Below are 23,140 nucleotides of genomic sequence, written 5' to 3'. Positions count from 1 at the left end.
CTTATAATCAAGTATTTATTTTATCTTCATGTAAAGGATTGCTTGATTTTAGCTTCTACCTGACAAGTGTCTTCCATTCGTTTCACATGCTTGGCAACGGTAGTTGCCGAAACACCATATTGCTCTGCTGCAAGCTGATAGGACATCTCACGGCGTATCATCTTCGCGATAATGAATTCGATCGCTGCAGCCCAGCTTCCCGCCTTGCCAATTCGTGGCACCTCGTCGGGATATAAGTGCGTAATAAATTCAATCCAAAGCGTCTCTGCATCATGCATCTGAAACAGATCGTATCGCTCTTTCATAGAATCACGCAATATATCCAGTACCTGCTGCCATTGCGACTCCCAGACCGGCAGACGATTTGCAATATGATTACGGTGAACTTGAATGTACTCGCCCTTCCATTCTACCTCAATTGGATCTTCTACCCCGTGCATACGTAGCACATATACGGCAACCTGCTTCATATATGCATCCTGATCTGGATCCAGCAGCATAGAGCGAAGCGCATCATTTGCCTCATCGTCACCGAGTAAGCTCATCGCTTGGAGTGCCTGAAGCTTTACATCCGGCTCACCGAATCGCAGTGCCCAGAACAATGAAGCTCGTACAAGCGGATCTTTCTTGAGCTGCTGCTCCCAATCCTTGCCGTCCCCTGAACGACTCGAACGACTGCCATCAGTTGAAGCAGCCTTCGAAGCAGCCCTACGGCTAGCCTCCTCATAAGGTAGACGATAATGATAGGTTGGCATAGGATCGATATCTCCCTCACCACGCTGCTGCAATCGTTCCATATAGTACGTTGCAATGCCGGAATTGGGATCCAGTCTGCGGCATACTGCCCACCAGCGAGATGATTCCTCATATCGACCCAAGCGGCAAGCCGCTACAGCCGCATAATGGTAAATACTCGCTTCCCGCAGCATATGGCCTGTTACTAAGCGGCGCAAATGCTGATAAGCAAGCTCATGCTCATCCAACATACCCATCGTAGTCGCAATCTTGAACAGATGCTCCCGATAGAAGGGCTGAATCTTGCCAATCATCGCAATAAGCTGCTGGACGACAGCTTCATTGCCGGCATGGCGCTCGAATATCGCCAAGTTGCACAATGCATGCAAGTTCCCTTGATCTCTCTCAAGCACGGCATCAAGTGCCTCCCGCGCTTCATCGAACTGCCCCATATAATAATAAGCTAACGCCAGGTTGTTCCATGCGGCCAAATAATCTGGATCCGAATCCACAACCCGCTTCAACAATTTCTCTGCCTCTACGAACCGGCCTGCTTCGAGCAGCATGCGTGCTTCTGCATGCTCATCCTCTGCCTGCTCAGAGATTCCCATCTCTTCGTCGCTCAGCGCTGACGGCAGCTTCGCAGCCGACGATTGAGCTCCCACATTCTGCTCACCGCGATGCTGTGATGAAGAAGACTGCTTCCCCTCGAAACGAATCATTTCGAGCATTTCCTCCGCTTCTTCCGTATACATTCCTGTGAGATCACGGGATAAATACGTCTCAAGCATCGCCTCCGACTCCTCGAACTGCTCCATATAAGCAAAGTTATTCGCCATATAATAGTAGCATTCATTCATATTCGGATCGAGTTCATGTAAGATGTGGTGCAATGTATCGTTAGACTCTTCGAACCGCCCCGCTTCTGCAAGCGTTCCTGCTAGATTGCACTGCAGGATAGGGTTGTCCGGTTCGCACTCCACCGCCTTGCGAAAATATGTCAACGCCTTGTCGTAGTGCAGTCGTTCCAACGATTGTACTGCACGTTCAGAGAACGAAGCAGCATCCATCGGGAACATAACTACCTTGTTCTGTTCTGCCATCGCCAAGGCCCCTCCTGACACTCATATACTGTACACATACCCAACAGTATATCATATTGACGCTCAATTCCTGCATCCCTTTCGCGAAGTCTTTCCAAGGGACAGATTCAAACCTCGCGTTTCTCTGTAGATTCAGGCACAAGCCTCTATATTTCCCATAACCGCAAGGGCCGGAGATTCAGAAGAAGCACATCGGTAATACATTATCAACTTCGATGTATTATTTTTATATAATAATAATTCTTATCTTATTATAACTCAAATCTTGATCACAGGCAATCTGTTGACCCCTATTTAGATATGTTTATATTCAAGTTCACAACCACGCAAACAACGAACAATAGGCGGGCAATTTCATTGCGCACCTCTCATAAGGAACACATGACATCGCCCGCCATCCTATGCAGCTTGTATTCACGACTTTACTTTCCCATTCTGATTATACGTATCCCGTCTAGACCCACGGTGGCGCGCCTCCAGTACGGATAACACGTCTCCCAGCGCAATGTTGCGTTCGCGTAGCAGAACAAGCATATGGAACAGCAGATCTCCAATCTCCCCAACTAGTTCCTCCTTGTTGTCACTCTTCGCTGCGATCACAACCTCGGTAGACTCCTCGCCTATCTTCTTCAATATCTTATCGAGACCCTTCTCGAACAAGTAGGTTGTATATGATCCCTCAGGACGCTCAATCTGCCGCTGTGCTATAAGGTTCTCCAGCTCTGCCAGCACCGAATTTACAACTGGCGCATGACTCTCTTCTTCCCTCACATATCCCATATGGCCACTTTCGAAGCAAGTACGGCTTCCGGTATGGCAAGCCGGTCCGCTTGGACTGACCTGCACGAGCAGTGTGTCCTGATCACAATCCACGGCTATGGATACGATTCGCTGCGTATTGCCTGACGTTGCGCCCTTGTGCCACAGTTCTTGACGAGACCTGCTCCAGAATACTGTCTCTCCTGTCTCGCACGACAAGAGCAAGGATTCCTGATTCATATACGCCACCATCAGGACTTCCTTCGTGATGGAATCCTGCACAACAGTCGGCACGAGGCCGTATTCATTCCAACGGATGGATGCAGCCAAGCGTTCTCCATCTGCTATTGCTTGTTGCGTCATCGTACACGTACCCCCTCTGCGTGAAGCGCCTCCTTCACTTCTGCAATCGATACTTCTTTATAGTGGAATATTGACGCTGCAAGCGCAGCATCGGCATGTCCTTCCGTAAATGCCTCCACAAAGTCACCTGCTCGCCCTGCACCGCCTGAAGCAATAACGGGGATGCCGACAGCATCGGATACTGCACGTGTCAGCTTATTATCGAAGCCATCCTTTGTTCCGTCCGCATCCATGCTTGTCAGCAGCAATTCCCCTGCCCCAAGCCGCTCCACCTCTTGTGCCCAAGCCACTGCACGCAATCCAGTAGGTGTACGCCCACCGTGAATATACACTTCCCATTCTCCCCAGGTCTCATTGTACTTGGCGTCGATGGCTACTACGATGCATTGCGACCCGAATCGCCGCGCACCATCCGTTATGAGACTTGGCTGCTTCACAGCCGCTGTATTTATGCCGATCTTGTCCGCACCTGCACGCAGCATGCGCATCATATCATCGACAGAAGAGATCCCGCCGCCCACTGTAAAAGGAATCGAGATTTCTCCTGCGGTCTGCCGTACTACCTCCACCATCGTTGCCCTACCCTCGATAGACGCGGAGATGTCAAGGAACACCAGTTCATCTGCGCCCTCCTGATCATACAACGCAGCAAGTTCCACCGGATCTCCAGCGTCACGAAGCTGAACAAAATTGACGCCTTTTACAACACGGCCATCCTTCACATCTAGACAAGGAATTACACGCTTCGCCAACACCGCAATCGCCCCCGTTCCGTATGGCTATCTTCGTACGGCTGCCTCCAGCCGTACTGCATCTGCCAAATCAATGCTGCCTGTATAGAGTGCCTTGCCAATAATTGCTCCACCTACACCATCAACCGCATACTTGGATAGAGCATGAATATCATCCATACTGCTGACGCCCCCAGAAGCAATTACGGTCTGCCCCGAGACCTTCGCCAGTTGTACAATTGCCTCGATATTCGGCCCCTTCATCATGCCGTCTCGAGAGATATCCGTGAAGATGAACGTCTTCGCCCCTGCCGCAGCAAGCTCAGCCGCAAGCACGCCCGCCTTCACTTCCGAGGTCTCCAGCCAACCACGTGTGGCAACAAATCCATTGCGGGCGTCGATGCCAATCGCAATGCGGTCGCCATACTTGCCAAGTACGGTTTCAACGAAGCCACGATCCTCTATTGCCGCTGTGCCCAATATGACACGCGCCACACCCGCTTCCAGCAGCTGCTCAATGTCCTCAAGCGTGCGCAGGCCGCCGCCAACCTGTACCGGAACCGCTACAGACCGTGCAATTTCACCAATGAGCTCCGCATTGATCGGGCGCCCTTCCTTCGCTCCATCCAAGTCCACCAGATGAATCCAAGAAGCGCCATTCGCTTCCCAACGCTGCGCTACTTCTACAGGGCGCTCATCGTAGACCGTCTCTTGCCCATAATCCCCTTGTACAAGCCGGACACACTTTCCCCCGCGAATATCGATTGCTGGATATATCGTGAACGCTGCCATCTGCCTCGCCTTCCTCTCCCATCATTCTCCTGTCTATGATCTGGCCAGTTGTATGGATTGCCTGCCCGAGCCAGTCAGCGCCAAAAATCTCCCTAACAGGCGCAGTCCCAATGCTCCGCTCTTCTCCGGATGAAACTGCATTCCATATACAGAGCCGCGCCCTACTATTGCCGCGACTTCAACGCCTCCATAGCTGCACGTCGCAAGTACATCTGATTGCTCTTTCGCAACTACTCGGTAGGAATGTACGAAATACACATAACCATTCTCAGCCTCTCCCGCCAATGGATGTGCTGCTTGCTTCCACATCAGCTCATTCCAGCCCATATGCGGCACCTTATAAGATCCTCCCTCGAAACGCACCGCACGCCCTGGCAGCATGCCTAATCCCTCATGGTAGCCATGTTCATCGCTTCCCTCGAACAACAGCTGCATGCCTAGGCAGATGCCGAGCATTGGCTTGCCTCCTTCAACTACCTCCTGCAGAGTGGGAATGAGCCCGCTTCCCCGAAGCGCCTGCATGGCATCTCCGTATGCCCCAACCCCTGGAAGAATGATGCCGTCAGCAGTCAGCAATTCCTCACGGGAACTGGTCAGGACGACCTCATATCCTAATCGCTCCACTGCCTTGCTAACACTGTGAAGGTTCCCCATCCCATAATCGACCACGGCGATCATGAGCTACAGCACTCCCTTCGTAGAAGGAACACCTTGTACCCGCGGATCAACCGATGTCGCTTCATCAAGCGCCCGCCCTAACGCCTTGAATACCGCTTCAATCATATGGTGCGTATTCTGACCGTAATGAACGATGACATGAAGTGTAATTCTCGCCTCCAGCGCTAATTTCCACAGAAACTCATGCACAAGTTCCGTGGTGAACGTGCCCACTTGGGCGGATGGATAGGAAGCTCTGTATTCGAAATGAGGTCGGTTGCTTACATCGATAACCACTTGAGCCAATGCTTCATCCATCGGAACAAACACAGACGCATACCTCTTGATCCCCGACTTGTCGCCCAAAGCCTCTCTTAATGCAAGCCCAAGACAAATGCCGATATCCTCAACTGTATGGTGATCATCGATGTCGATATCACCGGTAGCATCGACCTTCAGATCAAAGTGACCGTGCTTCGTAAATAAATCCAGCATATGCGTAAGGAACGGAACGCCAGTATCCAACTCACTTTTTCCCGTCCCATCAATCGAGAATGTCAACTGAATATTCGTCTCATTCGTCTTGCGGGCAATATCCGCTTGACGTATACGGCTAATCGCTTCCTGTACCATTAAAAGTTCCGCCCTTCTGTTGAAGATTGCAGTTTTTATTCTTACTTTCTATGATCTAAGAATCCGCTATTCCAATATAAGCTTCGCAGCTCGTTGACTGCACCTAGCTTCTCACGGTTCCTTCTCCACTGTTCCCCGTCTTTCACTGTCTCTCTTTACTTTCCATGCCGCTCCTTCAGGTTTCTATTTTCTCCACTCTATCTCCATGGTCTCTATGATTTCTAATATTTCTATAATTTATTATTCCTACTATATCTGCTAAATCAGGTATGTCTGCTAAATCAGGTATGTCTGCTAAATCAGCCGTTTCCACTATTTCTACTATCGCTGCTCTCTACTATCTCCTTTTGTTGCCACTATCCTTACTATCGTTATTGATATAGTACTGCTGTAATTCCTGCGATTTCTGTTGCTAGCTGTTTCTCTTAATCCTACTCTTACTCCTATCGCAACTGTTCTATGACGCTATGCGTAGCTTCAAACTCCACGTTCGCCTGCTCTCTCAGACGAACCTCAATTGCCCTGGCATGCCCCTCTAGCCCTTCATGGCGAGCCAGTTCGATAATGGCCGCCCCATTCGTCAGCAATGCTTCCTTGCTGTAACGAATTAAGCTCGACTTCTTCATAAACATATCTACATCGACGGGGGAAGAGAAGCGCGCGGTTCCATTCGTCGGAATAATATGGTTCGGTCCCGCGAAGTAATCTCCAACCGGCTCAGAGCTGTAAGCACCAAGGAAGATTGCCCCAGCATTCTCTATGAGCCCGAGCCACTCCATCGGCTCTTCTGTCATAATTTCCAAATGTTCAGGAGCCAATCGATTCACGACTTTGACGCCCTCGCGCAGATCCTCAACCACGATAATTGCCCCGTATTGTTCTATAGAAGCAGAGGCAATGTGACGGCGAGGCAGTTCCTTCAATTGACGTTCAACCTCGATTGACACAGCTTGAGCCAGATCCATGGAGTCTGTCACCAGGACAGCCGATGCCATCTCGTCATGTTCAGCCTGGGACAATAAATCAGCTGCCACAAATACAGGATTAGCCTGCTTATCCGCTAACACGACAATCTCTGAGGGCCCTGCCATACTATCGATATCAACGACCCCATACACTTCGCGTTTCGCTAATGCTACGAAGATGTTCCCCGGGCCGCATATTTTATCTACTGGGGCAATTGTATCCGTCCCATAAGCTAATGCAGCAATCGCCTGTGCACCGCCAACCCGATACATTTCCTTTATACCCGCTTCGGCAGCCGCTACGAGTATGTATGGATTGATCCCTTCTGTCCCACCAGTAGCTGGAGGAGTGACCATTACGATCTCCGGTACACCTGCTACTTGAGCAGGGATCACGTTCATGAGAACAGATGACGGGTATGCAGCTTTGCCGCCTGGCACATATACACCTACGCGCTTCAGTGGACGCACAATCTGTCCAAGCAGAGTCCCATCTGGTTCGAACTCCATCCATGATGTCCGCTTTTGTCGCTCATGGAACCGTCTGATGTTGCTTGCAGCTTGACGAATGGCCACTAAGAACGCTTGATCAACCTGCTCGTAAGCCAATGCAATATCCGACTCTTCTACACGAAGCTGTTCTTGGGTAAGGACGGTCTTATCGAACTCCCTAGTATATTTGATTAGTCCTGCATCTCCCTCATGCCGCACATCGCTCACAATCCGCTTTACGCTGCTCAATTGCTCGGGGGTGCCGAAATCAATTTTCCGATCCAGGCTCCAATCCGCTGCTTGTATGATCCGCATCTCACTCTCTCCCTCCTAATCCTCTGCTGCAATAGACTTCGTTGCTCATCCATACTGATGACTAAGAACATCCTAACGAATGGCCGCTGACTTCTCCAATGTCTGGGGCACAATCCGTTGAAGCCGTTCACACAAGCTCTGAATGGCCTCGCTCTTCATGCGATAACTTACCTGATTGGCTATCAGTCGGCTTGTAATGCCGAACATCTCCTCTAGCTCTACCAAGCCGTTCTCTTTCAGTGTCTTGCCTGTCTCCACCATATCCACAATTCGATCAGCCAGACCAATCAAGGGAGCCAGCTCGATGGAACCATTGAGCTTAATCACCTCTACTTGCTGACCTTGCTCACGAAAATATTGAGAGGCTACATTCGGATACTTCGTTGCGACCCGCAAGTGGCTGACCGGCTTCCATGATGGCAATCCGATGACCGACATCCGGCAGCGTGCAATCCCTAGATCCAGCAGCTCGTATACGTCCTTGTTTTCCTCCATTAATACATCTTTGCCGACGATGCCGATATCAGCCGCTCCATACTCCACATAAGTCGGGACATCAACAGGCTTCGCCATAATGAACTGCATGCTCGCTTCCGGCACATCTATAATCAACTTGCGCGACTCATCCTCATCCTCTGGAACATAGAGTCCAGCTTGACGGAACAAGGCAGATGCCTGCTTGTAAATGCGGCCCTTAGGCATTGCAACCTTAAGCCAATCTTCCATAAGTCGTTCCTCCTTCGTCGTCAAGCGCGATTCGTGAAGGCAAGCACCTTGCTTCCTCGATTACCACATGCATCGGGCTGCACCACCGGCTCAACACTTCCATCCAATCGTTTCTCACCTTCAGAATCGATATATTGCGTTACCACTTTCTTGCCTTCCTTCCGCAGACGTGCCGCTTCCCGGAATGCCTCCTGACGGTGAAATTCATCATATTGAATGGTGAGTGTTGCTATATCTTCATCTGTTGCATCACCACTGGTAGACAGAACATCCACAATACGAGTCGTCTGAAGGGCGAAGCCAGTTGCGGGCGCCGAGCGACCGAACTGCTGCAGCAAATTATCATATCGTCCTCCGTTTAAGACAGGGAATCCAGTATCCGCCGCATAACCTTCGAATATCGTACCTGTATAGTAGGAAAAGTCACCTAGCATCGTTAAATCCAATACTATATGGTCTTCCACCCCGTAGGCTTCCAGCACATCCCACACTTTCTCTAAATGATGGATGGATTCCATCATCGCTGGCACATCAGCTATACCGCGAGCTGACTTCAGTACATCTCGGACTCCCCGCAAGTGCAGCACTTGCTCCAGGCAGCCTCGATGCTCTTGATCTATAGGCAAGTTATGAATGAGCTCTCGATAACCAACTACATCCCGTTGCACTAGGCGCAGCTTCAATTGTGTCTGTACCTCGTCCTGCTGAGGGAGTGCATATTCGAGCAGCCCTTTCAAAAAGCCATGATGTCCCAGTGCGACCTTAAACCGTTCAATCCCCGTTGCTTCTAAGCAAGCAATCGACAGCGCTATTACCTCAGCATCAGCATCAGGAGACCCATCCCCAATCATCTCTGCCCCTGTCTGGTAGAATTCAGCTTCACGTCCCGCCTCCTCCTCCATTGAGCGGAACACATTCGCATGGTAAGACAATCGAATAGGGTACGGTTCCTTGCCGAGCAAGGATGCCACAACTCGCGCTATTGGTGCAGTCATGTCAGAACGAAGCACCATTGTTGTGCCGCGTTGATTCAACAACTTGAATAGCTTGTGATCAGAGGTAGAGCTCGCCGTACCTACCGTCTCGTAATATTCCATTGTCGGTGTAATAATTTGCGCATAGCCCCAGCTATCCATTGTGCATAGTGCTTTCCTTTCTACTGCACGCAACCGGCGCACAGCTTCTGGCAAATAATCACGAACACCCGAAGGCTTCTCGAACATTCTCGGCTTTGTCATTGCGTCACCTCGGAATTAGATGCTTTAATGAGTTAATATGTTAACATGTTACCTTATTAGCAAACCAAAGAAATTTTACTGGTAATATTATCACGTAATATTCTCATCGTCAATCCATTTTCAACGCAATTCCCTTCATCTCTTGCCTCCCTTACAATCCTTAGCCCGAGCTTCCTCCATAAAAGAAAAGGAACACCCTGTATTCTTGCAATCTGCAAGAATACAGGGTGTTCCTTGAGTGTAGAAGATGTATACATTTTCTGCTCTTCCGGTGACGTTAAGAAGCATTCGTGCTCCTAATCATTTCAACTGCTGCAGCTGGATTCTTTCGATTCTGCATCCAATCGCGTGGCGAGGCCCCTAATCCAAATGAAGCGCCCGGTATAAATCGAAGTGCCCCATACACGATGATCCATGACATCCCGAGGGCGAACACATAACCAATAAAGATGAATATTGGATATAACGATGCGCTCCCCTTATGCCACGGAAACTGTCGATACAGGGCAAGGAACGCGGGATGAATGAGGTAAATGCCGAAGGATAGATCCCCAAGCTGAGACAGTAGTCTTCTTCCGAGCTCTGGTAGACGGCGTTCCAGATAGAAGGCAAGTTGGATGAGTACAATTGCAGATAACAACGTATGTCCGTTCCAGAGCAGTTCATAAATAAGTGAGTTCATCTCTTTGCCCGTGGAGCGTGTCCAATACCATATCTGCACATGCAGCAGCGCGAATCCAAGCCATAACAACCAGATTGAACCTGTTATCAGCTTATAGCGTACCGAGCAGACTCGTCCCCAAGAATCAAGCCAAGGGCGTACTTTATGAAAGTTAATTCCTAAGTAAGCACCTGCAAAATAAAAGCTTATGTATGACAGCGAAATACTCCCTTTTGCCGGAATTTGCACGCCATATTTGTTCCATAATACATACCCCCATTGCAAGACCAAGCCGAGTGGGATGGCCCAAGCGACAACTCGCCGGGAGCGAAATAGCATTAGCAGCAACGGGAACAATAAGTAGAACTGTATACTAATAAACACAAAATACAAGTGCGTATAAGCAGTTCCTGTTAATAGCTTCGTAACGAACACAGGCACTGCTTCACTCCACGAACGATCTGGATACCAAGTTACCTGCACAAGCATAAAATAGAAGACTGAGCAGATTAGATAAGGTATGAATACATAGCGAAATCGATTCTTATAGAACTTCCCCAGCGCCTGAGGCTGCAACTTATCTCCACCACCATAGTTATAGAAGAGCACCAAGCTGCTAAGTAAAATAAATGTTGGTGTACCGTACTTGAAAAAGATGTTGAAAAAGGTATACCCGTAAAATAAGCTTGATGTCTTCATCATCGCTGCGGTTTCCGAAGTTGCATGAACACTGATAACACCAAGCATGGCAAGTGCGCGCACGATAGAAAGAGTCGAAATCCGTTCTTTCCGTGCCACTATTGCATCCCTCCATTCACTTTGTGGGGTTCGTTATACGATCCAACTTCATGAGGATAGACCTTTGCCTTTGCGTGTATTGTGATAACCTAATTGGGAGGATGCACTGTCGTCTGTGTTGGTTGGTTCTGCCTCTGCACACTCCCGCTTCTTTTTTTCGGAACCGCCCCAAAGAACATCCAACTGAACGGAATATAGCGATGGCATAATTCTACAATAGCCCAAGATAGAAGGAACGCACACAAGAACCCTCCCCCGATATACAGCGCATAACTAATCGAGTCTCCGCCTCCTAGCGGAATCTTGCGATAGAGATATAAGATCACGGGATGAATCAGATAAATGCCGAATGAGACATCTCCGAATCTAGTAATTAACTTCACGAATCTCTCAGGAAATCTGCGTTCAATGTATTGAGATAATTGAATGAGTACGACGCACGACAGCAAAGCGTGAGCATTCCAAGCTGCCTCATACCATAACGTATTGAAGCGCATACCATATTTATAAGTTGCATACCATAGCTGGACATGGCCGAGTGAAGCCGCAATCCACACGAGCCACACCAGCGCTGTAATCCAGCGATCACGTCTGCTGCCTTCAGGAGTTAGTGCATTGAACCAACCTTGTATGCGGTTCCAATACACACCGATGAACGCCCCTACCATGACATAGATCGAGTAGGACACAAGCAGGCTCCCCTTGTATACAATATGCAGGTCTAGCTTGTTCCAAATGACAAAGCCCCAATGTAGGGCAAAGCCAATAGGAATGGCCCATATCGCTGATTTTACGGAGCGAAAGAAGTACAATATAACCGGAAATATCAAATAAAACTGAATTAGAATAATGACATAGTATAGGTGTGTGTATGCTGTTCCTTTAATTAAGCTGACAACATAGGCCTGTAAAGTATCTCCCAGACCACGACTGCGATAGGCAAGCCAATGATTCAACAAAAAATAGCAAGTAGAACAGATTACATAAGGAAGAAGAATTAGTTTTAATCGTTTAGTGTAGAATTCCTTTAAGGAGATCCATGAAGTTAATCCTTTGTCACAATAATTATAAAACATGACGAAGCTTGTCAGCAGCAAAAAAGCAGGAACAGCAAATTTGCTGAACACATTTAAAAAATTATAGACAACAAATGAATCGGTTGTCTGTGTCGCCTTAATCGTCTGAGATGTTGCATGGATGCACAGAACTGCCATCATCGCGATAGCTCTATATATCGATAAAGATGAAATGCTCGACTTATTGCTCATGTCATCTATTCTCCCCATACCGAGGAATCAAGGGTGTCGAATCTAAGCGGTACTCGGCAAATAATAAGTTTATCGTAAGACAACGTTCGAGGTTATTTCCCGGGAAACAACCTCACAATTTGTTGAACGTCGTCAATTTCGTATTTTATACCGAACAGTTGATGAAGCTGGTGCAGTGACAGGTACCAAATGTCCTTTTTTTTAACCGGCGTAAGCTCGGAATATATGGGTGCTTGATCCCAACTTACTGTATAGGAAGTCTTTGCACGCCCAAGCTGCACATTTTTCCCCTTGTTCCCCATGCGTTCTAATAATTCTGATGTTCGAATTTTCTGATTGCCTGCATTTATACGGAATCCATTTGTTGTCGTCCGTTGATTGATACCTGGCTTTACCGTGAAGGTAACATGAATACCTAGCTGCTTGCACACTTCCAATACATCCTTGTTATACGCCCCGTACGGGAAAGCAACCACACTATACGTATTGCCAAGCATCTGCTTTAAGCGATCTTCAGCTCGCTTAAGATCCTTTTTAACCTTCGCTGTAAATTCCGTGCGTGTCTCCTTGCGATGCAGCTTCTTCAAATATTCTGGCTTGGACAACATCGGTCTCAAGGAACCCTGCTCATTAACCACCGTATATACATGCGAATTGTACGTATGGCTGAAGAAGCTCATTCCATTTCTCTTCATCTCACGCATCTGTTCCCATGTCAGCTTCGGTCGTCCGGCACTCTTGCGATTGTCAATCGTAGAGACAATGACGAAGTTCGTCGCAGGTATATGGTACTTCTGCATGATCGGGTACACTTCTGTATAGAAAGATTCGTACCCATCGTCGAAGGTCATCAAGACCGCATTCGGTGGAACCGCCCCCCCATGAAGCATAAAGTTCATATACTGATCCATGGAAATGAAATGATAGTTATTATGGAGTAAAGCCTGAATCTGCTCTTCCAACTGATTCGGTGAAATAAATGTGACGTTATCCGGATTCTTCTGAACATTGTGGTACATCAGTGTCACTACTTCATCACGATAATGTACTGGTGTATACACCCATTGTGAGTCCAGATTATTTGTTGGTGCCAGGTCTAATTGCTTGTCTGTCGTACGCACTTGAATGCCGAAGGCTTTCTTCAGGGCGTCGGCTGGGACATACCATTCATTCCCCATTAACAATGCCTGCTCTTCCGAACCGTTGTACCCGTCCCATACAATACGATGTGATAGCGCCTGTACCCCATCCGTATTCAAGAACAACGTGCTGCTTAGAAGAGCTATGAGCAATATGACACCTACAGTGCGTTTCTTTCGCATGTCGAACTTCCCTCTTCTTCCAGTAACATTACATTTATTTTAATCTAACATACTTCGCAAGTGTTGTCATTTTTGTTTCCGTATTCAAATTGTTTGTAAATACCAAAAAAAGTGGCAGGTGGGGAACCCCTTTCCTACCACTTCTCAGCTTATCCTTCTATTGTGAGGATGCTTCTATCATGGGAGCTGCATCACGAATAACCCGCATGGGATTGCCGCCAACCATTTGACCAGGCAATACGTCTTTGTGCACGACCGTTCCCGCCGCGACAACAGCGTGATCCCCAATCGTGACACCCGGCAAGATCGTACTATTAGCTCCAATCATCACATGACTGCCAATCCGAACCGTTCCAAGCCGATATTCGTGTGTCAAATACTCATGTGCCAAGATCGTGGAATTATAGCCGATTATCGTATTATCCCCAATCTCGATTCGTTCAGGGAAAAAGACATCCACCATCGCCATTAAACCGAAGGCCGTGCATTCACCTACTTTCATGCGCAGCAGCTTGCGATAAATCCACAATTTCATACGCAAGGAGGGGCTGTATCGTGCAAGTTGAATGCAAATGAAATTCCACATTCCCTTCCAAGGACTGACGGTTCGGTAGATCTGCCATAGACTGTTCGACCCTTCGACAGGATGCCGCTCCACATCTCTCACTTCTATTTCCGCTCCAATCCGACCAATGCGTACAGATCCCGCATGTCATGAATAATATGGCGTGGCTCGTATTGGCGAAGGACAGCTTCTCCCTTCAGCGACCAAGCTACGCCGCATGATATTACGCCGGCAGCGTTCGCAGATAGAATATCAGCCGGACTATCACCAACCATAATCGTCTGTGCAGGATTTGCCTGCAGTGCTTCAACGGCTCGCAGCACCGGTTCAGGATGCGGCTTCGGATGATTGACATCTTGTACAGTAACAATCGTGCTTAAGTAATCAATGAGTCCGAACATACGCAGCGCCCGCTCTGTTGTCGCCCGCATTTTTGTCGTCACGACACCAAGCTGAATGCCTGATGCATGCAAGTCCGCCATCACTCCCTTCACATAAGGAAACTCACGAACAAGCTCATCATGGCGTGCTAAATTGTATTTACGATATGCTGCTACCAGTTCATCCACCTGATCCTGCCCTGTAAAAATTCGAAGCTGCTCTTCAAGCGTTAATCCCATACTCGGGATAATATGTTCACGAGTGAACGGTGACGGCGTCTTGTCCCGCAGAACGTGGAGAAATGTCTCGATAATCAGCTCGTTCGTATCGATAATCGTGCCGTCTAAGTCAAACAGTACCGTTCGTATCATTTTCATTAATTACTCCTTCTTGCTCTCGTTATGATCTTTTTGTTGATTATCTTTCGCTTCATTCGCATCATCAATGTCTGATGATTCCTGCACAGCTTCGGTTTGTTCAGTTTCGGTTTGTGCAGTTTCGGTTTTCACAGTTTCCGATTGTGCATTGTCTGAATGCTCTTCCGCAGATGCCCCTGTCTCATGTACATTCTCTTCGGCCTTATCCACCTGTGTAGTCACCGCTTTTTCCGTGCTACCAGCAGCAGCCTCCGTACCAAGGGTTGACACAATCGGCGCATGATAAGGAACTCGCGCGGCACCAGTCATACGACGAATAATAATCGTAATTACACCGGCTACAATCAAGAAGATCGCAAGCAGCTGCGAGATACGTACATTTCCATACGCAGGATCAAGGAAGCCTGGCTCGAATACGACCGTCATTGGCGACCACAATCCATCAATAAGCGACACTACCCAGTCTGAACCTTGGTAAGCCAAGCTATCCGTGCGAAGGCCTTCGATAAAGAATCGGCCGATGGAATACCAGATAAGGTAGCTGATGAATACTTCACCACTGCGAACACTGCGCAGACGTCGCAAGCCGAATAATAGCAACACTCCTATGAAGCTCCACAGAGACTCATACAGAAAGGTTGGGTGATGGAATGTGCCTTGGACGTTCATTTGATTCACAATAAAATCAGGGAGGTGCAAGCTATTGCGCAAAAATGATTCCTCAACCGGCCCTCCATATGCTTCTTGATTCACATAGTTCCCCCACCGTCCAATCGCTTGTCCGATGAGAAGTCCTGGTGCACAAATATCTGCAATCCGCCAAAAAGTATATCCTTTCTTACGGACATAGATGAGCGCGCAGATGACTGCACCTATGAGAGCACCGTAGATGGCAATGCCCCCGTTCCATATTTTAAAGACATCTACCCAATTATCCTTATATTCATCCCACTTGAACGCGACATAATACGCGCGTGCCCCGATCAATGCGGAGGGTACACCGAACAATACCAAATCCATAAAGAAATCTTGGGATATGCCAAATCTCTTCCCTTCCCGAATCGCAAGCAGCAGCCCAACCAGTGCAGCGGTACCAAGAATAATCCCGTACCAATGCACTTTCAATGGTCCGAGCTGAATGGCTATCGGGTCTAGCAGCATCGTTGCCATGCTCTACACTCCTTCATTATATTAGGCTACACTGATGATCAATCGAAATCGTCCATATCTTCGGCAATCGTTTCCGTCAGCTTGTTCGTAAACTGCAATGCCGCATTGTAACCCATACGCTTGAGGCGATAGTTCATGGCTGCTACTTCAATAATAACGGCCAAGTTCCGACCTGGGCGAACCGGTACGGTAACGAGAGGGACATCCGTATCAATAATTCTCGTTGTCTCTTCATCAATGCCAAGACGATCATATTGCTTATCTTGCTGCCAATTCTCTAGAGAGATGACCACGCTGATTCGCTTATTGTTCCGAATAGCACCTGCCCCGAACAACGTCATCACGTTGATGATGCCGATACCGCGAATTTCAAGCAGATGGCGGATCAGCTCTGGTGCCGAACCGTGCAATACATTGTCAGAAGTTTGACGGATCTCTACCGCGTCATCCGCTACTAGACGATGTCCGCGTTTAACCAGCTCTAAGGCAGTCTCACTCTTACCAATCCCGCTGCCGCCAGTAATTAGCATACCAACACCGTATACATCGACCAGTACACCATGAATGGTAGCCGTTGGTGCCAGCTTTTTCTCAAGGAAGCTCGTAATGCGGCTCGATAGAATCGTTGTTGCGGTGCGCGAGCGCAGCAGAGGCACTCCCTGCTCCTGACATACGTCGAGAATTTCCTGCGGAACCTCGAGTCCTCTTGTTACGATGATGCAAGGCATCTCTTCCGAGCAGAACAATTGCATACGCTCTCGCTTCGTCTCGGGGGAGAGCATTTCGAAGAAGGCAAGCTCAGTCTTACCAAGAAGCTGTACTCGTTCCTTCGGGTGATATTCGAAATATCCGGCCATCTCGAGGCCTGGGCGATGTAAATCATCAACAGTAATTGTTCGCTTCAAGCCTGTATCGCCAGCCAGCACCTCCAGGTGGAACTGTTCCACCATTTCGGAGACCTTTACCTTTTTGGCCATCGTCGTTCACTCCTTCGTCTCCGGCATTGCTCACAATCGATTACGTCCTGTTATGATGCCAATAATGCCGTATCTCTTTGTATTCATCGTATAGGAAAAACTAGCTTTTTTCAACGTTCCTTCTTTCGCAAGCACAACCTTGGCATATTCCACGATTTTTTCCATATTTGTTGAAGGGATGCAGGAAAATCACCCTATCTCCACGAATATTCCAAACTACCTATCGATAAGGAGGTGTATGATATTTATCCCGATTCCCGTACCTGGCTGATAAATAGGTTAAGCGAGCAGGACGATGAATCCGAAATCCACCTATGACGACTTCCTTGTCAGACCCATTCGTCCATAACCTTATATTTGAACGAAGGAGGCAATCATATGAAACGAAGTTCCTTACGTCTGTCAATGAATCCGCTTCCAAAATCATTTTCATCCCTTGCTCTCGTCTTTATCCTCTTGTTGTCACTCTTCCCTGCCACTGTCTTAGGGGCAGCAGCCCCATGGTCACCGAATACCGCCTACAAAACCGGGGATCTCGTCTCCTATAGCGGCAAGACTTATGCTTGCATTCAGCCGCATACTTCACTAACCGGCTGGGAACCACCGAATGTCCCTGCTTTATGGAAGCTGTCAGCAGATGAGCCTGTTGACACGACACCTCCTACAGCCCCAACCAATCTGCGCGCATCTTCAATTGGCATTACTGAAGTCGTATTAGCCTGGAACCCAGCTACGGATAATGTGGGCGTCGTATCTTACGAAGTGTATAATGGCTCACAACTGGCAGGCACTACGAATACCACATCGTACACTGCCAAAGGACTTACCCCAGACTCAGCCTACTCATTCAGTATCAAAGCCCTCGACGCTGCTGGCAACCGGTCAGAAGCGAGCAACAGTCTGGCCGTCCATACGAATATGGCCCCTGTGGATACAGAACCCCCAACTGCCCCAACAGGATTACAACTGTTGTCTGCTACACCAACCAGTTTAACCCTCTCGTGGAATGCATCGACCGACAATATTGGCGTCGCCGGATATGATGTTCTCCTTAACGGAACCAACGCTGCTTCAACATCCAACACGACCTACACATTGACTGGGCTCACTGCAGCCACCTCTTACACGATTCTCGTTCGTGCCTACGACGCTGCCGGCAATCGTTCTGCGGACAGCAACATTCTTACTGCTGATACCCCTCAAGTTCCGATTGGCAGCGGCTCAAAACAATTAATCGGCTACTGGCATAACTTCGATAATGGATCGACCAATATCCGCTTAAAGGATATATCTCCGCGCTACGATATCATCCAGGTTGCATTCGCTGAGCCAATCGGCGATCGAGTAACGATGGCCTTCACTCCTTACAACGCAACGAAGGAACAATTCAAGGCTGATATCGCTTTACTTCAATCCCAAGGCAAAAAAGTGCTTATTTCGATTGGTGGGGCAAATGGAACCGTCGAACTCACCTCTACCACAGCTAGAGATAGTTTCGTACGCTCTATGAATGATCTCATTCAAGAATATGGATTCAACGGAATCGACATTGATTTGGAAGGAAGCTCGCTTGCCTTGACTGGTGCCGATACCGACTTTAAATACCCAACAACACCGAAGATTGTTAATCTCATTAGCGCAATCCGGACGATTCTACAAGGAAAATCCTCAGACTTCATGCTAACTATGGCGCCAGAAACTGCATATGTACAGGGTGGCATGGTTGCATACGGTGGCCCATGGGGAGCTTATCTGCCTGTAATTTATGCGTTTAATGATCGCTTGAACATCCTTCATGTTCAACATTACAATACAGGCTCCATAACCGCACTGGATGGACGTTCCTATAGCCAGGGCACAGCGGATTTCCAAGTAGCTATGGCTGAAATGCTGCTGCAAGGCTTCCCGGTCAACGGCAACGCATCCAACCGATTCCCAGCATTGCGCGAAGACCAAATCGCCATCGGCTTGCCAGCTGCTCCAGCTGCAGCAGGCGGCGGTTATACGTCACCTGCAAATATCGATAAGGCATTGCAATATCTCGTCAAGGGAACGGCATACGGAGGTACCTATCAATTGATAAAATCCTCAGGCTATCGTAACTTCCGCGGAGTCATGACCTGGTCCATCAACTGGGATCAAGCAAGTGGGAACAACTTCTCCCAGCCTGTTCGCACCACATTGAATGGCTTGCAGCAATAGAAAGACTATGGATCTAAGACATTCAAAAAACTGGCCTCGATTTTGAGCAAAAATAAAAGCGGTTCAATCTTCCACGATCCGAACATCCATACTTCACTGAACATACAGATTGCGAAACAAAAACATGCAAAAAAGGCTGGCCCTCAGGGCCAGCCTTCTATTTATTGAATCCAATTAGCTTTCGAACAAGTTCAACTCGGAATCTTTGTCGAAAATGTGGATTTTGTTCATGTCGATAGCAAGCTTCACGTTTTGGCCTTCTTTCGCGTTAGAACGTCCGTCTACACGAGCGATAACCGTTTCCTTGCCTACACCTGTCAAGTACAAGAACATTTCATGACCCATGTTCTCTGTAACTTCGATAGCTGCAGAGAAGATGCTGCTAGGGGAAGCTTCCAAGAATACCGGCTCTTCATGGATATCTTCGGAACGCACGCCGAGAATAACCTCTTTGCCTACATATCCTTTTTCCTTCAAAATTTGTGCACGGCCTGCAGGAACTGCTACATCCAAGCCAGTCGCCTTGAAGCGGAAGTTGCCGCCTTCTTCAGACAATACACCTGTAATAAAGTTCATTGTAGGGGATCCGATGAATCCTGCAACGAACATGTTAACCGGATGATTGTACAATACGTCCGGGGAAGCTGCTTGTTGAATGATACCGTCTTTCATAACAACGATACGGTCACCCATCGTCATCGCTTCGATTTGGTCATGCGTTACGTAGATAACAGTTGTTTGCAAACGCTTAGCAAGCTTGGAGATTTCCGCGCGCATTTGACCGCGCAATTTTGCATCCAAGTTGGAAAGTGGTTCGTCCATCAAGAATACTTGTGGTTCACGAACGATCGCACGACCCAAGGCAACACGCTGACGCTGACCACCGGACAAAGCCTTAGGCTTGCGATCAAGCAAGTGCTCGATGTCCAAGATGCGAGCTGCTTCACGAACGCGCTTGTCGATATCTTCTTTTTTGAACTTACGCAGTTTCAAACCGAATGCCATGTTCTGATACACGTTCATATGCGGGTACAACGCGTAAGATTGGAATACCATCGCGATATCGCGATCTTTAGGAGCAACGTCATTCACAAGGCGGTCGCCAATGAACAATTTACCTTCAGAGATTTCTTCAAGACCTGCGATCATACGCAGTGTTGTCGACTTACCGCAACCAGATGGGCCTACCAATACGAGGAACTCTTTGTCTTGAATGTCCAGGTTAACATCCTTAACTGTTGGATTATCTGAACCTGAATACTTCTTGTAAATATGTTCTAAACGTACGCCTGCCATGTGCGTTTCCCCCTTATAGTTAGATACAATGTAATCGGTTACTTTCGATACATTTATCTTACCGGAACCCTGTACAAATGACCATACACAAACTGCACAAAAAATGAATGGCCTATTTTGTTACTTTGTACAATAGCAATATCAATTTTACCAACACAGCATCCGTAAATTGACGAACGTCCAACCCGGTCTCATGTTTAATCTTATCTAATCGGTATAATAGCGTATTACGATGGATATAGAGACGCTTGGCTGTCTCGCTTACACTACAGTCATGCTGGAAGAACGTATCCAGCGTAGACAGTGTCTCTACATCATTGAAGCTGTCTGCCTTCGTAACGACACGCTGCAGAAACTGCTTACGAACCGCATCTGGTATACTGTTGACAAGCCGTTCTAGATGCAGCTCCCATGGAAGATGAATATTGTCTGTGACATGGAACGTCCGCCCCAAGTACATCGTTTCTCTCAGCTGGCTAACGACCGACGGCATACCCTTCACCGGTGCAAAAGGATACCCAATGGACAGCTGGCTGTCACCTACCCATTCACTGGCCACCAGCTCATACAGTCCCAGACAAAAAGAAGTAAGTTGCTCTTCCATCGTCTCCTTCGTTTCTACATCCTCATCTGCCTCACTAACTTGAATCAGTTGCTCGGGACATAAGATCAGCCACTCCTTATCCGATAAAGGAAGGAGGATCAATTCTCCGCCAAAATAAGACTTGAGCAGTTTATATAAATGCTTGTACCCTGGCCCATCTCGATGAGCATGTTCCGCAACAAGCAAGAAAGGCACTGTCTGTGTGAACATTTTCGTCTTCCATGAGAAGGAGTCCGGAATTTCCGCGGCCGTATCTCCATCTCGCATGTGCTCGATGATCCATTGACCGATTAGATAGGCCTGCTGCTCATCCGTGACATGAACCGTATCCATCCCCGATTTCGGTTGATGCTGCATCAACAGCACTAATTCAAGCCATTGCAGCTCTTGTCCCGATAGCGATTTCCCTTGCAGCTTCATGACTTCGGTGGTTGTCTTACCTTGCTTCCATAACAAATACCATTCCTCATCATGCTTCACCATCGTACGAGGAGATGGAGTTCCATCCTTCACTCCCACAGCTGCTGATATCCAATCTTCCCACTGTGCCGTTGATATGTGTTGCGACTCTAAGCGCATACCTGTTAGTCGCTCGATTTGCAGTTGTAATGCTTGCTTATCCATCATCGCTCTCAACCCATTTCATCCAGCATAAATTACTTCCATTGTACCATATCAAGATACAAAAAAACCGGACTGGCTACTCCCAGTCCGGTACTTATGTATGATGAGTGTTATATGCGTTGTTTAGCAGCCTGTTTGTTTTGTTTCATTCTCATCCATTCTTCTGCAGCCAACACGGCCACTATACTGCACGCATAAATAATACCCGCTATCCTTGGCTTCCCGATTGCGTCAAAACATTTTGCAATACCAAAGCCAATAAACGTAGTTGCTACAAACACAATCACTCGTATGATCCACTTGTTCATGCTGTCTTCACCTACATTCGGTATAGTTGTGAACATACAAAAAAACCTCAGCTTCCGCTGAGATTGATTGAATAAACTGGTGAGCCATGAAGGACTCGAACCTTCGACACCCTGATTAAAAGTCAGGTGCTCTACCAACTGAGCTAATGGCTCGCAAATGGTGGAGGATGATGGATTCGAACCACCGAACCCGGACGGGAACAGATTTACAGTCTGCTGCGTTTGGCCACTTCGCTAATCCTCCATTTTGCAATGGTGGCTTGGGACGGAATCGAACCGCCGACACAAGGATTTTCAGTCCTTTGCTCTACCGACTGAGCTACCAAGCCGTATTCAATTAAAAAAAGTGGGGGTTGACCTCCACTTTTACTTGAGATAAAAATGGCGGAGCTGACGGGATTCGAACCCGCGGTCTCCTGCGTGACAGGCAGGCATGTTAGGCCTCTACACCACAGCTCCAGGATGGTTAAAATGGTGCCGGCGAAAGGAGTCGAACCCTCGACCTACTGATTACAAGTCAGCCGCTCTACCAACTGAGCTACACCGGCATATTATGGTGGACGCTGACGGGATCGAACCGCCGACCCTCTGCTTGTAAGGCAGATGCTCTCCCAGCTGAGCTAAGCGTCCATGTTGTTGTAAGAAAGGTAATATGGTAGCGGCGGAGGGAGTCGAACCCACGACCTCACGGGTATGAACCGTACGCTCTAGCCAGCTGAGCTACACCGCCATATTATCATCAATTGTATCACCAGAATATAACTGGCGGAGAGAGAGGGATTCGAACCCTCGCGGCTGTTACACCCTAACGCTTTAGCAAAGCGTCCCCTTCGGCCTCTTGGGTATCTCTCCAATTCGTTAAGGTGCGCAATACGCTTGTCCACCGTATTATACGCGATTCATGATACAATTACAAGGTTTGAACCTTGAAAACTGAATGCGAAAGTGTCGTGCTCTGAATCAATAGGATAAGCCCTCGACCGATTAGTATTGGTCAGCTCCACACATTGCTGTGCTTCCACCTCCAACCTATCTACCTCGTCGTCTTCAAGGGGTCTTACTAATTGGGAAATCTCAT

General features: G+C 48.0%; 20 protein-coding genes, 8 tRNA genes and 1 rRNA gene. 1 reads left to right on the top strand and 28 read right to left on the bottom strand.

What is annotated here, in order from left to right; translation table 11 throughout:
• Nucleotides 1-26: 26 nt before the first annotated feature.
• The 16 genes from M3661_RS27210 to hprK all read right to left on the bottom strand — a co-directional run bounded on the left by M3661_RS27210 (nt 27) and on the right by hprK (nt 17,028).
• A complete protein-coding gene (locus M3661_RS27210; RefSeq protein ID WP_065292228.1) occupies nt 27-1,838 on the bottom strand; it encodes a tetratricopeptide repeat protein in 1,812 nt (603 codons plus the stop codon).
• Between the two features lie 414 nt (nt 1,839-2,252).
• A complete protein-coding gene (gene hisIE / locus M3661_RS27205) occupies nt 2,253-2,960 on the bottom strand; it encodes a bifunctional phosphoribosyl-AMP cyclohydrolase/phosphoribosyl-ATP diphosphatase HisIE (protein ID WP_251490051.1) in 708 nt (235 codons plus the stop codon).
• Nucleotides 2,957-3,715, bottom strand: coding sequence for an imidazole glycerol phosphate synthase subunit HisF (gene hisF / locus M3661_RS27200; RefSeq protein ID WP_072730305.1), 759 nt, complete (start codon nt 3,713-3,715; stop codon nt 2,957-2,959). The genes hisIE and hisF overlap by 4 nt, the downstream gene beginning before the upstream one ends.
• A 24-nt stretch (nt 3,716-3,739) precedes the next feature.
• Entirely contained in the window at nt 3,740-4,483 is a 744-nt protein-coding gene (gene hisA, locus M3661_RS27195; RefSeq protein WP_251490049.1) for a 1-(5-phosphoribosyl)-5-[(5-phosphoribosylamino)methylideneamino]imidazole-4-carboxamide isomerase, read from the bottom strand.
• Between the two features lie 33 nt (nt 4,484-4,516).
• Nucleotides 4,517-5,161, bottom strand: a complete 645-nt coding sequence (hisH, locus tag M3661_RS27190) for an imidazole glycerol phosphate synthase subunit HisH (RefSeq protein ID WP_251490046.1) — start codon at nt 5,159-5,161, stop codon at nt 4,517-4,519.
• A 3-nt stretch (nt 5,162-5,164) separates the two neighbouring features.
• Nucleotides 5,165-5,773 carry an imidazoleglycerol-phosphate dehydratase HisB gene (gene hisB / locus M3661_RS27185; RefSeq protein WP_251490044.1) on the bottom strand — a complete coding sequence of 203 codons (609 nt, stop codon included), beginning with the start codon at nt 5,771-5,773 and terminating at the stop codon, nt 5,165-5,167.
• 443 nt (nt 5,774-6,216) lie between these two features.
• The gene (hisD, locus tag M3661_RS27180; protein WP_251490042.1) at nt 6,217-7,545 is read right to left on the bottom strand and encodes a histidinol dehydrogenase; all 1,329 of its coding nucleotides are present in this window, start codon (nt 7,543-7,545) and stop codon (nt 6,217-6,219) included.
• Nucleotides 7,546-7,617: 72 nt separating this feature from the next.
• The gene (hisG, locus tag M3661_RS27175; protein ID WP_251490040.1) at nt 7,618-8,271 is read right to left on the bottom strand and encodes an ATP phosphoribosyltransferase; all 654 of its coding nucleotides are present in this window, start codon (nt 8,269-8,271) and stop codon (nt 7,618-7,620) included.
• A gap of 20 nt (nt 8,272-8,291) precedes the next feature.
• Nucleotides 8,292-9,509, bottom strand: coding sequence for an ATP phosphoribosyltransferase regulatory subunit (locus M3661_RS27170; protein ID WP_251490038.1), 1,218 nt, complete (start codon nt 9,507-9,509; stop codon nt 8,292-8,294).
• Nucleotides 9,510-9,786: 277 nt separating this feature from the next.
• Nucleotides 9,787-10,968 (bottom strand): acyltransferase, encoded by a 1,182-nt coding sequence (locus M3661_RS27165; RefSeq protein WP_251490036.1) that lies wholly within the window; start codon nt 10,966-10,968, stop codon nt 9,787-9,789.
• Nucleotides 10,969-11,057: 89 nt separating this feature from the next.
• A complete protein-coding gene (locus tag M3661_RS27160) occupies nt 11,058-12,236 on the bottom strand; it encodes an acyltransferase (protein WP_251490034.1) in 1,179 nt (392 codons plus the stop codon).
• A 92-nt stretch (nt 12,237-12,328) separates the two neighbouring features.
• Nucleotides 12,329-13,558 (bottom strand): polysaccharide deacetylase family protein, encoded by a 1,230-nt coding sequence (locus tag M3661_RS27155; RefSeq protein ID WP_251490031.1) that lies wholly within the window; start codon nt 13,556-13,558, stop codon nt 12,329-12,331.
• A gap of 157 nt (nt 13,559-13,715) precedes the next feature.
• Nucleotides 13,716-14,225 carry an acyltransferase gene (locus M3661_RS27150; protein WP_251490029.1) on the bottom strand — a complete coding sequence of 170 codons (510 nt, stop codon included), beginning with the start codon at nt 14,223-14,225 and terminating at the stop codon, nt 13,716-13,718.
• Nucleotides 14,226-14,227: 2 nt separating this feature from the next.
• Entirely contained in the window at nt 14,228-14,875 is a 648-nt protein-coding gene (gene ppaX, locus M3661_RS27145; protein WP_251490087.1) for a pyrophosphatase PpaX, read from the bottom strand.
• A gap of 9 nt (nt 14,876-14,884) precedes the next feature.
• The gene (lgt, locus tag M3661_RS27140) at nt 14,885-16,051 is read right to left on the bottom strand and encodes a prolipoprotein diacylglyceryl transferase (protein WP_251490027.1); all 1,167 of its coding nucleotides are present in this window, start codon (nt 16,049-16,051) and stop codon (nt 14,885-14,887) included.
• Nucleotides 16,052-16,089: 38 nt separating this feature from the next.
• Entirely contained in the window at nt 16,090-17,028 is a 939-nt protein-coding gene (gene hprK, locus M3661_RS27135) for an HPr(Ser) kinase/phosphatase (protein ID WP_021252860.1), read from the bottom strand.
• A 378-nt stretch (nt 17,029-17,406) separates the two neighbouring features.
• Here hprK and M3661_RS27130 point away from each other — a divergent pair, with 378 nt between their 5' ends.
• Nucleotides 17,407-19,230: a fibronectin type III domain-containing protein gene (locus M3661_RS27130; protein WP_083189301.1), complete on the top strand. Its 1,824-nt coding sequence runs from the start codon at nt 17,407-17,409 to the stop codon at nt 19,228-19,230.
• Between the two features lie 174 nt (nt 19,231-19,404).
• Here M3661_RS27130 and M3661_RS27125 read toward each other — a convergent pair whose 3' ends face one another.
• From M3661_RS27125 to M3661_RS27070, 12 genes are all read right to left on the bottom strand, one after another.
• Nucleotides 19,405-20,526: an ABC transporter ATP-binding protein gene (locus M3661_RS27125; protein ID WP_021252862.1), complete on the bottom strand. Its 1,122-nt coding sequence runs from the start codon at nt 20,524-20,526 to the stop codon at nt 19,405-19,407.
• A 112-nt stretch (nt 20,527-20,638) separates the two neighbouring features.
• Nucleotides 20,639-21,757, bottom strand: a complete 1,119-nt coding sequence (locus M3661_RS27120; protein ID WP_251490085.1) for a PucR family transcriptional regulator — start codon at nt 21,755-21,757, stop codon at nt 20,639-20,641.
• Nucleotides 21,758-21,864: 107 nt separating this feature from the next.
• Nucleotides 21,865-22,062 (bottom strand): hypothetical protein, encoded by a 198-nt coding sequence (locus M3661_RS27115; protein ID WP_142545123.1) that lies wholly within the window; start codon nt 22,060-22,062, stop codon nt 21,865-21,867.
• 77 nt (nt 22,063-22,139) lie between these two features.
• A tRNA-Lys gene (locus M3661_RS27110) sits at nt 22,140-22,215 on the bottom strand.
• Between the two features lie 5 nt (nt 22,216-22,220).
• Nucleotides 22,221-22,306 (bottom strand) — tRNA-Tyr (locus M3661_RS27105).
• 9 nt (nt 22,307-22,315) lie between these two features.
• Nucleotides 22,316-22,391 (bottom strand) — tRNA-Phe (locus M3661_RS27100).
• A gap of 53 nt (nt 22,392-22,444) precedes the next feature.
• Nucleotides 22,445-22,521, bottom strand: a tRNA-Asp gene (locus M3661_RS27095).
• 13 nt (nt 22,522-22,534) lie between these two features.
• A tRNA-Thr gene (locus M3661_RS27090) sits at nt 22,535-22,610 on the bottom strand.
• A 6-nt stretch (nt 22,611-22,616) separates the two neighbouring features.
• Nucleotides 22,617-22,692, bottom strand: a tRNA-Val gene (locus M3661_RS27085).
• A 23-nt stretch (nt 22,693-22,715) separates the two neighbouring features.
• Nucleotides 22,716-22,792 (bottom strand) — tRNA-Met (locus M3661_RS27080).
• Nucleotides 22,793-22,825: 33 nt separating this feature from the next.
• Nucleotides 22,826-22,914 (bottom strand) — tRNA-Ser (locus M3661_RS27075).
• 112 nt (nt 22,915-23,026) lie between these two features.
• Nucleotides 23,027-23,140 (bottom strand): 23S ribosomal RNA (locus tag M3661_RS27070); the annotation flags it as partial.

The sequence above is a fragment of the Paenibacillus sp. MER 180 genome (assembly GCF_023713665.1).
Lineage (GTDB): Bacteria > Bacillota > Bacilli > Paenibacillales > Paenibacillaceae > Paenibacillus_B > Paenibacillus_B suaedae.
The sequence above is the reverse complement of the archived record's forward strand: the minus strand, read 5'-3'. Positions and strand labels throughout refer to the sequence as shown.